The sequence below is a fragment of the Amycolatopsis sp. SB7-3 genome (assembly GCF_041021335.1).
Classification (GTDB): Bacteria; Actinomycetota; Actinomycetes; order Mycobacteriales; family Pseudonocardiaceae; genus Amycolatopsis; species Amycolatopsis japonica.
In genome coordinates this window covers 236,582-250,947 of sequence record NZ_JBFPJQ010000002.1, presented here as the reverse complement: position 1 = coordinate 250,947, position 14,366 = coordinate 236,582, and the positions used below count along the sequence as shown (strand labels likewise).

Below are 14,366 nucleotides of genomic sequence, written 5' to 3'. Positions count from 1 at the left end.
ATGAACGATTTCACGGAATTGCTCGACGGCCTGCGAGCCGCGGTCGACGGCCGGACGGCACCGGCACCGGGGGTGCGCCGGCTCCTGGCGGAGGTCGAGGACCCCGCGACGATGCGCCGCGCGGGCCACGTCCTGGCCGATCTCCCCTCGCTCGAGCCGGATCTCCGCCCGGTCAAGGTGACCGTGCTGGCCACCTGCACGATCGGCCCGTTCGAACACCTGCTGCGTGCCGCGATGGTCGCCGTCGGCGCGCAGCCGACCCTGCTCCTCGGTGACTACGGCACGTTCGATCTCACGCTGGCCGCGGGTGAGATCGACGGCTCCCCCGACCTCGTCACCTGCCTGATGGACGAGCGGTACTTCCTGCCGCGCGAGTGGAGCGCCGTCGACACCGAAGGCCTGGCCGCGCACGTCGAGGCCCGGTTCGCCGAGTTCCGGGGAGCGATCCTGGCCTGCCTGCGGCGTACGCCGGGCACGTTCGTGCTGCACACCGTGCCGGTCCCGGCCGGGCTGCGTGATTCGCTGATCAGCTGGCGGGCGCGCGCCGCGGCCGCACGGGCCTGGCACCGGCTCAACGCGGACCTCCTCGGTCTCGCGGAGGAGGACGGCCGGATCACGGTCGTGGACCTGGCGGGCGAACTCGCCGACGTCGCGGTCGCGGCCAGGGACGACCGGCTGCACCGGTACGCCGACCTGCCGTACACCGACGGCGCGCTGCTCACGCTGGCGCGGCGGGTCGCCAGGGTGGCCGCGGCCCGATCCGGGTTGTCCCGCAAGGTACTCACCGTCGATCTGGACAACACCCTGTGGGGTGGCGTGCTCGGGGAAGCGGGCGAGGCGGGGCTGCAGCTCGGCGGGTTGTACCCGGGGAACTGCTATCAGGACCTTCAGCGAGCCGTGCGCCGTCTGCGCGAACAAGGCGTCATCCTCGTACTGGCCAGCAAGAACGACGCCGGGCCGGTGGACGAGGTGCTGACCCGCCATCCGGAGATGCTGCTGCGGCCAGAGGATTTCGCGGTCCGCGCGGTGAACTGGTCGGCCAAGGCGGACAACCTGCGGCACGCCGCCGAGACGCTCAACCTGGCCACGAACGCGTTCGTCTTCATGGACGACTCCCCGTTCGAACGCGGGCACGTGGCCGCCGAACTTCCCGAGATGGCCGTGGTGGCGGCCGACGGCGACCCCGCCCATCTGGTCCGCTCGCTGCTGCGTCCCGGCTGGTTCGACGTACCGGAGCTGACGGACACCGACCTGAAACGTCCGGCGCTGTACCGCTCGCGGGCGTTGCGCACCGGCTTCTCCACCGGGTTCGCCTCCTCGGAGGACTACCTGCACGCGCTGGGGACGCGGCTGATCGCGCATCCGGTCACCACGTTCGAGATCGGCCGGGTCGCCCAGCTTTCCGCCCGCACCAACCAGTTCAACCTGACCGGGATCCGGTTCGACGAGGGCGCCACGACCGCGATGTGCGCCGACCCGGACCGGCTGGTCGCCTCGTTCGCGGTGTCGGACCGGTTCGGCGACGAGGGAATCGTCGGCGCCGCGTGGATCGAGAGCCGCGGCCGGGTGTGGTGGGTGCTGAACCTGGTGCTGAGCTGCCGGGTGTTCGGCCGGGGCATCGAATTCGCGATCGCGGACTGGATCGTGCGACGGGCCCGCGACGCCGGAGCCACCGCGGTGGCCGGCCGCTACGTGCCGAGCGAGCGCAACAAGGTGGCCGACGGCTTCTGGGAGAAGGCCGGTTTCACCCCGTCCGACGAGGACGGCACGTACACCGTGGTGCCCGCCACCGCGCCGACCTGCCTGCCCACCTGGATCGCCTACCCCGGAGACGAGTGATGACCGAACTGGATGACACGACGTCCGTCGTACTGAACACGCTGAGCGAAGTGCTGGGCAAGCCGATCGGCGAACTGCGGGCCCGTGAGGCGCTCGCTACGCACGGCTGGGACAGCCTCTCGTCGCTGGAAGCCCTCTCCCGGCTGGAAAGCAGGCTGGCGGTGACGCTCGATCTGCGCGCCTACCACGCCGCGCACACGGTAACGGCCTTGATCGACCTCGTCGCGGCCGCCGCGACGACCAACGCGGGCGCCGGACGGCGCGGATAACCGGGGAGGATTGCGGTGCGATTTCAAGAAGTAGAGCTGCTGGCGATCGGGGCGGGACCGTCCGGCCTCGCCCTCGGCGTCGCCGTCGAAGAGCTCGCGAAGGCGGAGCTCGCGAAGGACACGCTCATCGTCGAGCAGCAGGACGACGTCGTCTGGCAGCGCGGCATGCTGATCCCGTGGACGCAGAGCCAGGTCTCCTTCCTCAAGGACCTGGTCACCCAGCGGAATCCGCGCAGCGCCTTCAGTTTCGTCAACTACCTGCACTCGGTGGGACGGCTGGACCAGTTCATCAACCTGGGCAGCTTCACGCCGTACCGGATGGAGATCTCCGGATATCTGGGCTGGGTGGCCAAATCCCTGCCGAACGTGCGGATCGACTACGGGCGGCGGTGTGTCTCGGTCCGGCCGTTCGGTGTCGCGGACGGGGCCGGCGAGTGGCTGGTCCAGATGGCCGACGGCAGTGCGGTGGTGTGCCGTCATCTGGTGGTCGCGGCCGGACGGGATCCCTATGTCCCGGACACCTTCTCGTCCATCCCCCGTGAGCTGATGATCCACAGCACCGAGTTCGCGGCCAGGATTGGCGAACTCGATCCCGAACGGACGCGCCGAATCGTCGTCGTCGGCGGGGCGCAGAGCGCGGCCGAGATGCTCTGGACGGCACACCAGACGTTCCCCGGGGCGCGGTGCACGATGGTGATGCGCTCGATCGGCCTCAACGCCTACGAGGCGAGCAAGTTCACCAACGAGCTGTACTACCCGTCCTTTGTGGACGAATTCCATTCGGCGCTGCCGGAGGCCAGGGCGCAGCTGCTGCGCGAGATGCACCGGACCAACTACGCCGGGCTCGCCCCGGACATGCTCGACACGCTGTACCGCCAGATGTACATCGAGCGGCTCACCGGCACCGAGCGCATCGAGATGATCCCGATGGTCGACGTGGCGGGCGCCGAGATGGACGGCCGCGAGATCGTGCTCACCCTCGTCGACCGCAAATCCGGCCGCCGGTTCACGCAGCGCTGTGACGTGGTGCTGCTCGGCACCGGTTTCACCAAACGGATGCCGGGGATCGTCAAGGATCTCGCGTCCGCGGTCGGGGTGGACGAGATCACCGTCAACCGCAGCTACCGGATGAGCCTGCCGCCGTCGTTCAGCGGGACCTGCCATCTGCAGGGGGTGAACGAGGCCACCCACGGAATCGCCGATTCGCTGCTCAGCGTGCTGGCCGCGCGGGCGGCGGAGATCGTCGCCGATCTGCTCGCCGACCGCCGGATGCCGCCGCTGTCCGCCGTCACCGAAACCGCCGAACGCCCGCTCGCCGCCACGCAAGGAGCGCAGTGACCATGATGGAGATCCGCAAGTTCGACAGCGCGCGGCTCAAGCCGGACAACGGTCTGGCCGCCACGCGGCTGCTGCCGTGGCCGGAACTGAACGCGCCCTTCGAAGGCTCCTGGTGCGTGGTGCCGCCCGGCGCCGAGTCCGGGGCGCACAGCCACCACGAGTACGAGATCTGGGTCGCCATGGCCGGATCCGCGGAGATCGTCTGCGACGGGCGCCGGACGCCGTTCGCCGCCGGGGACATCGTGCATTTCCCGCCCCGCTCGCACCACCAGGTGGTGAACAGCGGATCCGAGGAGTTCCGGATGTACGCGGTCTGGTGGGACAAGGACATGGCCGGGCGGTTCACCACCCGCGACGAGGCCGGCGTGTAGATGTCCACGACCATCGTGGTCGCCGCGACGCCGACGTCCAACGGCGACCTGCACATCGGACATATGGCCGGGCCGTACCTGGCGGGCGACGTTTACGCCCGGTATCTGCGGGCCACCGGCGCCTCGGTGATCTACACGACCTGCACCGACGACAGTCAGAGTTACGTGGTCACCACCGCGCGCCGGTCGGGCACCACCCCGCGGGAACTGTGCGCCGGGTCGACCGAGGCGATCGCCCGTTCGCTCTCCGCGATGGGCATCTCGACGACCGGTCTCCCGCCGATCGACGACGTGTACCGGCGCGCGGTGCTCGAGTTCGTCACCGCGCTGTACGACGCGGGCCGGTTCCGGAAGCGGACGGTGCGGCTGCCGGTCGCGACACGTTCGGGGACCTACCTGTTCGACGGGCTGGTCAGCGGAACCTGCCCGGTGTGCCTGGCCGGCAGCAGCGGCGGGGTGTGCGAGGCCTGCGGACACCCGAACAACTACGACGAGCTGCTCGACCCGCACTCCACAATGGACCCGGACGACCCGGTCGGCTACCGCGACACGGAGATCCTGGTGCTGCCGATGGAGGAGTACCGGGACCGGTTGACCGCCTACTACACCGCGCAGGCGGGACGGTGGCGGCCGCACGCGATGCAGCTCATCGGGGAGTTGCTGGCCAAGCCGCTGCCCGACGTTCCCGTGACGATCCCGGCGGCGTGGGGAATTCCCGCGCCGTTCCCGGAGACCTCCGGGCAGATGCTGTACCCGTGGATCGAGGCGATGCCCGCGGTCATGTACAGCACCTGGTGGTCGGTCGGCGACACCACGCTGCCGCTCGACGAGCACTGGCGCGCCGAACACGAGGCCGAGGTCGTCTACTTCCACGGTTACGACAACGTCTACCACTGGGGTCTGATGGATCTCGTGTTCCTGCTGGCCCACGGCGACCGGTACGTCACGCCGTCGGCCAACGTCTGCAACGAGTTCTACGATCTGGCCGGCGAGAAGTTCTCCACCAGTCGCGACCATCTGATCTGGACCGGCGACCTGCTCGCCGAGGTCCCGCGCGACCTCGTCCGGTTCCATCTGGCGCATACCGCGCCGGAGTTGTCGCGCACCGGCTTCACCCGCGAAGGCCTGCGCGACAACGGGTACCGGCGGCTCAGCACCCCGTGGAACGCGCTGTCGGAGGCGATCTCGGAAACGGCTCGCGGGCTCTCCGGCGCGGTGCCGGTGACTCCGGACGGGCGACGGCGCGCCGCGGCCATGGTGCAACGGTTCCGCGGCTGCTACGAGTTGCCCGGCTACAGCATGAACCGGGCCGCCGAAACGGTGCTCACCCATCTGAACCGGCTGCGCGACCTGGCCGCCGGCTCGGCGATCGCCGCGGGCGACCTGATGCTCGAGGCGCGCACGTTGCTGGCCGGCGCCGCCCCGATCCTGATCGACGCGGCCGGCGCGGCGGCCGCGGCCGGGGCCGACCTGTCCCTCACGGCCGAAACGCCCACTTCCGTTCCCGTGTTCCGACTCCCGCGGCTGCCCGAGGAGGCTGGCCATGAAGCTGCTGACCATCGAGACCCGTCAGTACCTGACCTACTACCACTCCCGCTATCGGCAGGTGCAGGCGTTCGGCGTCGATCTGTACGTGATGAACGGTGAAGGGACGGCGGACTTCTGGCCCGCGGACCACTACCGGCTCGTCGGCTCGAAGAAGATCGACGAGATGGTCGCCTGTGCCGAGGAATGGCACGCCACCGAGCATTTCGACGGGGTGATCACCTTTTCCGAGGCGGCGGTGATCGCGGTCGCCACGGTGGCGGAGGCGCTCGGGCTGCCGGGTATCGGCGTCGAGGCGGCACGCAACAGCCGCAACAAGCTGCTGATGCGCCAGGCCTACGAACGGGCGGGCGTGCCGATCCCCGCCTTCCGGTACGTCACCGAACTCGACGACGCGCTGGCGGCGGGAGCCGAGTTCGGCTATCCGGTCATCCTCAAGCCCACCCTGGGCGCCGGGAGCCATCTGGTCTACCGGGTGGACGGTCCGCAGGAAATGGCGCGGGACTTCGCGACGGCGAGCGAGGGCCTGCGGAACATGTTCTGGATCAACGCCGAGGCGGACGACGTCGACCTCGGTCCGATCGGGTTGCTCGTCGAGTCCTTTCTGGACGGACCCGAGTACCTGATGGAGGCGCTCGCCTGGGACGACGAGGTCTACCTCGGCTCGGTCGTCGACCGGATCACGGCGGAGGGCAGGAGTTTCGACGACGACGTGCATCACGCGCCGACCTCCCTGCCCGCCGAGGAACTGGCCAGGGTGCACCACGCGGTCAAGGCGGCCGCCCGCGCGCAGGGCCTGCGGCGCAGCGTGATGCACGCCGAAGTGCGCTACCACGAGGGCAAACCGCATCTGCTGGAGATCGCGGCCAGGGTGGGCGGCGGCGGGCTGGACACCATCGCCCGGATCACCGCGGACTACGACCCGATCCGGTCCGTGGTCGACGTCGGCCGGGGCGTCAAACCGCCCGTCCGCCACTACTGGCCGACCGGGACGCATATCACCGCGATGTGCCTGATCTGCGACGGCGGCGTGGTCGAGAGCATCGAGGTTCCGCCCGAGGTGACCGAGTCCGATCGGGTCTTCCTTCAGCAAATCACCGCCCGTCCCGGCGACGTCATCCTCCGGCCGCCCGACGGCAACACCATCTTCGGCTTCCTCGGCACCACTGGAACGTCCAAAGAGGACGCTTACGGGCTGATGACCGAGCTCGCCGGGAAGATCACCGTCACCTTGGAAGGTGACCGGTGAGAACAGCCCGTCCGCGGCGGTTCCTGATGTGCCCGCCGGAACATTTCGAGGTCAGCTACTCCATCAATCCGTGGATGGAGCCGGACAAACCGACCGATGCGCCGCTGGCGCTCGTGCAATGGGACCGGTTGCGGGCCCGGCTGGTCTCGCTCGGCCACCGGGTCGAAGTCGTGCCGCCCCGGCCCGGCCTGCCCGACATGGTGTTCGCCGCCAACGCGGCCACCGTGATCGACGGGCGGGTACTGGCGGCCAGGTACCGCCATCCGCAACGGTCCGGCGAGGAACCCGCGTATCAGGCCTGGTTCGCCGAGCACGGCTATCCGGTCCGGCAGGCCGGGTTCGTCAACGAGGGCGAGGGCGACATGCTGCCCACCGGTGCCCGGATCCTCGCGGGCACCGGCTTTCGCACCGACCATCGCGCGCACGCCGAGGCGGCGGACCATTTCGGGCTGCCGGTGGTCACTTTGCACTTGGTCGATCCGTACTTCTACCACCTGGACACGGCTTTGGCGGTGCTCGACCACGAGGAGATCATGTACTACCCCGGCGCCTTCTCGCCGGACAGCCAGGCAGTGCTCCGGGAGCTGTATCCGGACGCGATCCTGGCCGACGAGGCGGACGCCGCCGTCTTCGGCCTCAACGCCATCTCCGACGGCGAGCACGTGCTGCTCCCCCAGTCCGCCGTCCATCTCACCGAAAGCCTGCGGGCGGCCGGTTTCACCCCGATCGCCGTCGACCTGTCCGAACTCCTGAAGGCCGGTGGAGCGGCCAAATGCTGCGCGTTGGAACTCCGCGAACCCCTCCCCTCCACAGAAAGGCGCCGCGAGCCATCATGATCAACTACGAAGGACGGCGGTTCAGCCCGGTCGCCGTCGACGGCACCGACGACGGCAGCGAGGACCGGGTGGCGGTCTACCGGCAGAACGGCGACCTGATCTGGGGCGAGTTCTCCGGCGGCAAGGCCCGCCACGGTTCGCTGACCGGGACCTGCGGCCCCGACGGGAAACTCGACTTCGCGTACTGCATGGTCCTGGAGAGCGGCGAGGTGATCTCCGGCCATTGCACGAGCATCCCGCGGATCCTCGACGACGGCCGGATCCAGCTCGACGAGGTGTGGCAGCGCTACGGCCCGCATCAGTCCGTCGGGGTCTCCCGCCTGCAAGAGATCCGGTGACGGCGATGACCCGCACCAGCGCGATGCCGTCGGTCCGCGAAGGCGAGCCCCGCCGCGGCGGCACGGTCACCTGGGCCTGCGCGCCCGGCTTCCCGCCGGCGGTGATCTTCCCGTTCACCCCGGCGGAACGCATGGGCATGCGCAACGTCCTGGAGTTCCAGGCCCTCATGTACCGCACCCTGTACTTCTTCGGCAGCGACGGCACACCCGAGGTCGACTACGCCTCCAGCATCGGCGAGCCTCCTGTGTGGAGCGAGGACGGGCTGACCGTCACGGTCAAGATCAAACCGTGGAAATGGTCGAACGGCGAGACGTTGTGCGCCGACAACGTGTTGTTCTGGGTGAACCTGCTCAAGGTCAAGGGCGAGCGGTACGGCGAATACACCCCCGGCTATTTCCCCGACAACTGCACGGACTACGGCAAGCTGTCCGAGGACACCTGCTACTTCACCTTCGACAAGGTCTACTCCCGGCGCTGGGTCCTGATGAACCAGCTCAGCCTGATCATCCCGCTGCCGAAGGCGTGGGATCGCACCGCGGCGGGCCCGGCGAACGCCTCCGGCGACCTCGCCGACGTCGAGGCGGTCTACGACTACCTGATGGCCGAGCAGGGCGACATCATCGACGAGGGCAACGAGCACCGCACCCGCTGGGCCGACAGTCCTGTGTGGAGTGTCGTGAGCGGGCCGTGGCGGTTGAAGAGCTACACCCTGGACGGGGTCGTGACGTTCGTGCCCAACGAGCACTACTCCGGTCCGAACAAACCGTATCTCGACGAATTCCGGCAGATCCCGTTCTCCTCCGACGAAGAGGAGTACCGCAGGCTCGAAGACGGGCCGGAAGGCGAGGACGCGGTCCAGGTGGGCTACCTGCCGCTGAGCTTCGCCACCGGGCACACCGACGATCCCACCAAGGGCGGCGTCAACCCGTTGGCGGAGCACTACACGATGGTGCCGCAGGTGGCGTACTGCATCCGGTACACCAGCCTGAACTTCAACAATCCCACCGTGGTCGGGAAGATGTTCGCCCAGACCTACCTCCGCCAGGCACTGCAGTGCACGCTCGACCAGGACGCCGCGGTCCGGGACATCTACCAGGGTTACGCCTACCGCCAGAACGGGCCGATGCCGATGCTCCCGGTGACCGACCTGGTGTCGCCGCCGCAGCGCGGCGGAGCGTGGCCGCTGCCCTTCGATCCCGGGCGGGCCAAGAAACTGCTGACCGAAAACGGCTGGGACACCAGCGTCACGCCCGCGGTGTGCGTCGACCCGGAGCTCGCGGGCGAAGGGATCCCGCTCGGCACCGAGCTGAGCTTCCGGTTGCGTTACGTGGAAGGACGGCCGGCGCTCACCCGGCTGATGACCCAGTACAAACGTGACGCCGCAGCCGCGGGTATCGAGTTACGGCTCGAAGAGGTCTACGGCTCGATCCTGGTCGCGGAGGACGCGCCCTGCTACCCCACCGACGAAACCCCGTGCACCTGGGAGATGTGCTGCTGGAACGGCGGCTGGGTCTACCACCACCCGACCGGCGAGATCCTGTTCAGGACCGACGCGGGCGGCAACTTCGGTCACTACCACGATCCGGTGGCCGACGAGTTGATCGAGCGCACGGTCACCACCGACGATCCGGAAGTCCTCTACGAGTACCAGGACTACATCGCCGAGCAGGTTCCGGTCGTCTTCAACCCCAACTTCCCGATCCGGTTGTTCGAGGTCGCCCGCTCCCTGCGCGGCTTCGAACCGGTCAATCCGTTCGGCATGATCAGCCCGGAGAACTGGTATTACGTCGATGGCTGACCCCGTCGCCCCCATCAGCGCGCACGCCATGCTGCTGTTCCTGCTCCAGCTGGGACTGCTGCTCTGGCTCGCGTTCGCCCTCGGACGGCTCGCCATCCGGCTGAAGATGCCGGCGGTGGTCGGCGAGCTGACCGCCGGTGTCCTCATCGGACCGTCGGTGCTCGCGCATCTGGCGCCAGGTCTGTCGGCCTGGTTGCTACCGCGTGACGCCACCCAGCTCAATCTGCTCGACGCCGTCGGGCAGCTCGGTGTCCTGCTGCTGGTCGGGATCACCGGCATGCACATGGACCTGAAACTGGTACGCCGCAAGGGCGGACCAGCCGCCTGGACCAGCGCGGGCGGTTTGCTGGTGCCGCTGGGACTCGGCATCGGGCTCGGCTTCGTGCTGCCCGCCTCGCTGATCCCGGCGGGGACCGACCGGGCCGTGTTCGCGCTGTTCCTCGGCGTGGCAATGGGCGTGAGCGCGATCCCGGTGATCGCGAAGACCCTGCTGGAGATGCGGCTGCTGCATCGCGACATCGGCCAGCTGATCGTCAGCGCCGCGGCCGTGGACGACATCGTCGGCTGGCTGCTGCTGTCGGTGGTGTCCGCGCTGGCCGTCACCGGGCTGGTCGCCGGTCAGGTGGCGTTCTCGATCGCCGGCCTGCTGGTGGTCTTGGTCCTCACCGTCGTCGCCGGACGGCCGCTGGTCAACGCGTCGCTGCGCCTGGCGAGCCGTTCGTCCGAGCAGGGGCCGGGTATCGCCACCGTCGTGGTCCTGCTCCTGCTGGCCGCCGCGGGCACCCACGCGATCGGCATGGAACCGGTGCTGGGGACGTTGCTGTGCGGCATCCTGATCGGTTCGTCCAAACACGCCGACCTCGCGCGGCTGGCCCCGTTGCGCACGATCGTGCTTGCCGTGCTCACCCCGATCTACTTCGCCACCGCCGGGCTGCGGATGGATCTCACGGCACTGCGCGACCCCGCCGTGCTCGGCTCGGCCGTACTGGTGCTGGCGGTCGCCGTCATCGGCAAGTTCGCCGGCGCCTACCTCGGGGCCAGGGTGGGCAGGCTCAGCCACTGGGAGGGGCTCGCGCTCGGCAGCGGTCTCAACGCGCGCGGCGTCATCCAGGTGATCGTCGCGATCGTCGGCCTGCGGCTCGGCGTACTGACCACCGCCACCTACACGATCATCGTGCTGGTGGCGATCGTGACCTCGCTGATGGCGCCGCCGACCCTGCGCCGCGCGGTGGGCCGGATCGCCGTCACGGAGGAGGAACGCGTACGGGAGAAGGGGTTCCATGTCCAGTGAGCGACCACGACTGCTGCTGATCGCGACCGGCTGGCAGGTGTTCCGGGAGTACCTGCTGCGGTCGATCGGTACCCGGTTCCGGGTGCACTTGTTCCACACCGCGGAGCCGACCTGGGAACGGGAGTACATCACCGGCTGGACCGTGCTGCCCAGCACGATCGACGGTCCCGCGATGGCCCGCGAGGCGGTCCGGCTGCACGAGGCCGAGCCGTTCGAGGGAGTGTTGTGCTGGGACGAGGGGCGCATCCACGCCACCGCCCACGTCGCCGAAGCGCTCGGGCTGCGGTGCGGCGACCCGGCGATGATCTGGCGGCTCCGGGACAAGGCGCAGACGCGCGCCGCGCTGGCCGAAGCCGGTGTTCCCCAGCCGCGGTCGGTCAAGGTCAGCACCCTCGCGCAGGCGCTGGCCGCGGCGGAAGAGGTGGGCTACCCAGCGATCCTGAAACCGCGCGGCCTCGGTGCGAGCCTCGGTGTGGTCCGGGTCGACAGCCCGGAGCGGCTCCGCGAGATGTTCGCCTTCACCCGCGACACCAAGGCACCCGACCCGGTGGTCTACGCCAGTGACCATCCGGTCCTGGTCGAGCAGTGCGTGACCGGCGAGGAGGTCAGCGTCGATTCGGTCGTCGCGGACGGCAAGGTCACGCCGCTCTTCGTCGCCCGCAAAGTGGTCGGGTTCCCGCCCTACGCCGAAGAGATCGGTCACTACGTGGACGCGGAGGATCCCCTGCTCACCGACTCCGCGTTCACCTCGATCCTGCAAGCCACGCACACCGCGCTGGGTTTCCGCGACGGCTGGACGCATACCGAGTACATGCTGACCGGGACGGGTCCGAAACTCATCGAGGTCAACGGCAGGCTCGGCGGCGACCTGATCCCCTACCTCGGCGAGCTGGCGACCGGCATCGATCCCGGCGTCCTCGCCGCCGCCGCGGCCTGCGGTCACGAGCTGGACATCCGGCCAACCCGGCGGCGAGTGGCCGGGATCCGGTTCTGTTACGTCGACCGGGACGACACCACCATCGCGGCGATCCGCTTCGATCCGACGACCCTGCCGTCGAACGTGGATCAAGCGGTCACCATCGCCAAGCCCGGCGCCGTGATGTCCCCTCCGCCGAAAGGGACGGTCTGGGGGCGGGTCGCCTACGTCACCGCGGTCGCCGATTCGATCGCCGAATGCGCGCGGACCCTCGCCGCCGCCCAGGCGTCGCTGCGCATCACCACTCCGCCGGTAGGTGTCGGTCGGCACGTGGCGCCGCGCCGGTAACGTCCTGGCGTGACCTACCGCTGAGCCAACATTTCCGGGGACATCTCCCCACCCACCACTTGGTCCTGACAGCCCAGCGAGTTCAGCGCTTGGTAGATGCCAGACAGGTTGTAGAGCGTCGAGGCGTCATTGCGGGGCTCGAGAATCGACGCTCAGTGCGACGCAGCATGACCACAAGGTGGTGAGGATCGAAGTCGCGGTCCTGCTGGAAGCGATCGATATCGCCAACCCGGCCAGGCACGCCAACTCGCGGCGCGTGGTGCGGGCCGATCTCGGGCGCGTCGGCGACGACGACGTCGACCTTCACGATGCTGCGCCGGGGCAGGCGCTGCTGGCTTCAAGTCCAGGCACTCGAAGCCAGCAGTGCTGACGCGTGTCCGATTAGCAGCCTTTAAGCAGGGAGCTGATCGTCTTGTCCATGTGTGGCATCGACTCAACTGCTCAGCAGCCGCGCAGCGAGCTGATGCGGTCGTTCATGTGGGCGGGCACGTTTCCTCGCCAGTCGACGGAAACACGCCACAGGGTGCCGCGATAGTCGGCGTCGGTGTAGGTGCACCAGATTCTGTTGGTGCGGTTGTAGACGGAGGAGATCTGGTCGTTGAAGTTCTGCCCCTGGAGATTGGCGGAGCCGGTCTGGAAGCGAACCATTCGGCCCTGAGCGTTGGCGTGCTCCCACGCGCAGAACCAGCCGGACGGGCAATCCGAGTAGGCAGCGATCGACACGCCACCTTCTTGCGACGCTGGGGCGGCGCCTGCCGTCGTTTCGGCACTTGCCGTTCCGACGAATGTCACGCCGGCGGACAAGGCCGCACCAGCGGCGATCGTGGCGAAGAGTTTCTTCATTTCATCTCCTATTTGTTGTTGGTGCGCCGTCGTCTGTGGCGGCGCGGATTTCCGGTCCTCAGCTCTTGGCCGGGACGACGAACACGTGGCTCATGCCGGCGTTGTGGGTCGTGGTCGACCCGCGTGAGTCGGTCAGGCCTACCGCGGTGCCCTGCACTCCGCCGTCCGTGCCGTCTTTCCACTTCACCAGGACGTAGGCGTTGAACCGCTGTTCGCAGTCGGGCCGGACGGTGAAGTCGGGCAGGTGCAGTGGCACGTAATGGTGGTGCACCGAATAGGACATCTGGCGGGTCGTCGTGGTGGCGTTGCCGGTCTGGCAGAGTTTGTCGCCGTTCCACTGGTTGACGAAGAGGGTGAAGGTGGCCGTCGAGGCCGGCGGTTTGGTGCAGTCCTTGTCCTTCACCGGGTAGCACGTCTTGTACTCGGTGTCGGCGAAGACACTCAGTTTCGCGAAGCCCGGCGCGAGTGTGAAGTACGGCAACGCGGGCTCGCGCGCCACGACCTCGGGATCCGGCCCGACACGGACAAGGCCACGGGGCGTGGCCCGCTGGGCGGGCAGACCGTTCGCGGTGTTGGCCACGGACGTGTCGGCGAACTCGAGGAATCCGTCGTGCAACTGGAACCGGGCGTCGAGTTCCGTGCGCATCGTGGCGGCACGGACGTACGCGGTGCAGGTGACCTTCGTGTCGACACCGGGGTGCACCAGGAAGCGGGTGGTGAGCTGGACGTCCTCCTTTTCCGGCTCCAGGGACGCGCCCTTCTGCAGGATGTTCTGTCCCGTCACGAAGCTCTGTTCACCGCCTGGCCAGGTGCACCGCACCTCGTTGTCGAACAGCGAGCGGTAGGTGGCGGAGTTCGCGCGCATCACCGATCTGACGTAGGCGGTCTGCGTCGCCGACATCTGCAGGTATACGCTGCCCAGCTCCTTGACCTCCTGGTCGAACTTCACCGGCTCACCCGGCTTTGTCTCGGGCACCTTCGGCGCGAGCACCTGTTGCGGCGTGAACTTGACATAGGTGGCGTCGCTCGCGGTCGCCGCCGGCGCGAGCACGACCAGCACCACGGCACCGAGAATGAAGGACAGGATTCGCCTCACCGAGGTCTCCTTTCACCAGTGAGAATTTAGCGTGACGAACTATTTCGGCGATAACACATGGCCGCTTCGTTAAGAGGCGAGGTGGAGTTTCGGTGGGTACGGATGCTCCTGAAGTGAAACTGATTCACGGCCCACCAGGGGTGCGGAACAACCATGTCGCGTAACAGGCAGCGGCGGCAAGGGATACCGGAATATGTGTCGTCCCGGCATGCGTGAAGCGGCCCTGAACAGGGGTTTCCCGAAGGGCGTGGGACGGTGCCATACTGGGGCTTGCGGCACCGGAGACTT

At 68.4% G+C, this 14,366-nt stretch carries 14 protein-coding genes; 12 read left to right on the top strand and 2 right to left on the bottom strand.

The annotated features are described in order from the left end of the window. The 12 genes from AB8M46_RS19420 to AB8M46_RS19365 all read left to right on the top strand — a co-directional run bounded on the left by AB8M46_RS19420 (window position 1) and on the right by AB8M46_RS19365 (window position 12,509). Window positions 1–1,839, top strand: coding sequence for an HAD-IIIC family phosphatase (locus AB8M46_RS19420; protein WP_394361039.1), 1,839 nt, complete (start codon window positions 1–3; stop codon window positions 1,837–1,839). Beyond that, on the top strand, window positions 1,839–2,108 hold the full coding sequence (locus AB8M46_RS19415) for an acyl carrier protein (protein ID WP_394361038.1): 270 nt from the start codon (window positions 1,839–1,841) through the stop codon (window positions 2,106–2,108). The genes AB8M46_RS19420 and AB8M46_RS19415 overlap by 1 nt, the downstream gene beginning before the upstream one ends. A 15-nt stretch (window positions 2,109–2,123) precedes the next feature. Beyond that, window positions 2,124–3,446, top strand: a complete 1,323-nt coding sequence (locus tag AB8M46_RS19410) for a lysine N(6)-hydroxylase/L-ornithine N(5)-oxygenase family protein (protein WP_394361037.1) — start codon at window positions 2,124–2,126, stop codon at window positions 3,444–3,446. 2 nt (window positions 3,447–3,448) lie between these two features. Then, complete coding sequence (locus AB8M46_RS19405; protein WP_394361727.1) at window positions 3,449–3,817, top strand: cupin domain-containing protein; 369 nt, start codon at window positions 3,449–3,451, stop codon at window positions 3,815–3,817. Then, window positions 3,818–5,464, top strand: coding sequence for a class I tRNA ligase family protein (locus AB8M46_RS19400; protein WP_394361036.1), 1,647 nt, complete (start codon window positions 3,818–3,820; stop codon window positions 5,462–5,464). Further along, complete coding sequence (locus AB8M46_RS19395; protein ID WP_394361035.1) at window positions 5,361–6,611, top strand: ATP-grasp domain-containing protein; 1,251 nt, start codon at window positions 5,361–5,363, stop codon at window positions 6,609–6,611. The genes AB8M46_RS19400 and AB8M46_RS19395 overlap by 104 nt, the downstream gene beginning before the upstream one ends. A 26-nt stretch (window positions 6,612–6,637) precedes the next feature. Continuing rightward, the gene (gene ddaH, locus AB8M46_RS19390) at window positions 6,638–7,447 is read left to right on the top strand and encodes a dimethylargininase (protein WP_394361726.1); all 810 of its coding nucleotides are present in this window, start codon (window positions 6,638–6,640) and stop codon (window positions 7,445–7,447) included. Then, window positions 7,444–7,785, top strand: a complete 342-nt coding sequence (locus tag AB8M46_RS19385) for a hypothetical protein (RefSeq protein ID WP_037337764.1) — start codon at window positions 7,444–7,446, stop codon at window positions 7,783–7,785. The genes ddaH and AB8M46_RS19385 overlap by 4 nt, the downstream gene beginning before the upstream one ends. Before the next feature lie 5 nt (window positions 7,786–7,790). After that, entirely contained in the window at window positions 7,791–9,584 is a 1,794-nt protein-coding gene (locus AB8M46_RS19380) for an ABC transporter substrate-binding protein (RefSeq protein WP_394361034.1), read from the top strand. Beyond that, window positions 9,577–10,875: a cation:proton antiporter gene (locus AB8M46_RS19375; protein ID WP_394361033.1), complete on the top strand. Its 1,299-nt coding sequence runs from the start codon at window positions 9,577–9,579 to the stop codon at window positions 10,873–10,875. Before AB8M46_RS19380 ends, AB8M46_RS19375 begins: the two co-directional genes overlap by 8 nt. Beyond that, on the top strand, window positions 10,865–12,139 hold the full coding sequence (locus AB8M46_RS19370; RefSeq protein ID WP_394361032.1) for an ATP-grasp domain-containing protein: 1,275 nt from the start codon (window positions 10,865–10,867) through the stop codon (window positions 12,137–12,139). The genes AB8M46_RS19375 and AB8M46_RS19370 overlap by 11 nt, the downstream gene beginning before the upstream one ends. 181 nt (window positions 12,140–12,320) lie before the next feature. After that, on the top strand, window positions 12,321–12,509 hold the full coding sequence (locus AB8M46_RS19365; RefSeq protein WP_394361031.1) for a hypothetical protein: 189 nt from the start codon (window positions 12,321–12,323) through the stop codon (window positions 12,507–12,509). 71 nt (window positions 12,510–12,580) lie between these two features. Here the strand turns inward: AB8M46_RS19365 and AB8M46_RS19360 are convergent, their stop codons facing one another. Both AB8M46_RS19360 and AB8M46_RS19355 read right to left on the bottom strand, forming a co-directional pair. Next, on the bottom strand, window positions 12,581–12,982 hold the full coding sequence (locus AB8M46_RS19360) for a peptidase inhibitor family I36 protein (RefSeq protein WP_394361030.1): 402 nt from the start codon (window positions 12,980–12,982) through the stop codon (window positions 12,581–12,583). Window positions 12,983–13,040: 58 nt separating this feature from the next. Continuing rightward, window positions 13,041–14,078 carry a hypothetical protein gene (locus tag AB8M46_RS19355; RefSeq protein ID WP_394361029.1) on the bottom strand — a complete coding sequence of 346 codons (1,038 nt, stop codon included), beginning with the start codon at window positions 14,076–14,078 and terminating at the stop codon, window positions 13,041–13,043. Window positions 14,079–14,366: the final 288 nt, after the last annotated feature.

Excerpts from the sequence above, each read along its gene's own strand:
- AB8M46_RS19420 (WP_394361039.1), top strand. The coding sequence starts at position 1 with ATGAACGATTTCACGGAATTGCTCGACGGCCTGCGAGCCGCGGTCGAC.
- AB8M46_RS19415 (WP_394361038.1), top strand. The coding sequence starts at position 1,839 with ATGACCGAACTGGATGACACGACGTCCGTCGTACTGAACACGCTGAGC.
- AB8M46_RS19405 (WP_394361727.1), top strand. The coding sequence starts at position 3,449 with ATGATGGAGATCCGCAAGTTCGACAGCGCGCGGCTCAAGCCGGACAAC.
- AB8M46_RS19400 (WP_394361036.1), top strand. The coding sequence starts at position 3,818 with ATGTCCACGACCATCGTGGTCGCCGCGACGCCGACGTCCAACGGCGAC.
- AB8M46_RS19395 (WP_394361035.1), top strand. The coding sequence starts at position 5,361 with ATGAAGCTGCTGACCATCGAGACCCGTCAGTACCTGACCTACTACCAC.
- ddaH (WP_394361726.1), top strand. The coding sequence starts at position 6,638 with ATGTGCCCGCCGGAACATTTCGAGGTCAGCTACTCCATCAATCCGTGG.
- AB8M46_RS19385 (WP_037337764.1), top strand. The coding sequence starts at position 7,444 with ATGATCAACTACGAAGGACGGCGGTTCAGCCCGGTCGCCGTCGACGGC.
- AB8M46_RS19380 (WP_394361034.1), top strand. The coding sequence starts at position 7,791 with ATGACCCGCACCAGCGCGATGCCGTCGGTCCGCGAAGGCGAGCCCCGC.
- AB8M46_RS19375 (WP_394361033.1), top strand. The coding sequence starts at position 9,577 with ATGGCTGACCCCGTCGCCCCCATCAGCGCGCACGCCATGCTGCTGTTC.
- AB8M46_RS19370 (WP_394361032.1), top strand. The coding sequence starts at position 10,865 with ATGTCCAGTGAGCGACCACGACTGCTGCTGATCGCGACCGGCTGGCAG.
- AB8M46_RS19360 (WP_394361030.1), bottom strand. The coding sequence starts at position 12,982 with ATGAAGAAACTCTTCGCCACGATCGCCGCTGGTGCGGCCTTGTCCGCC.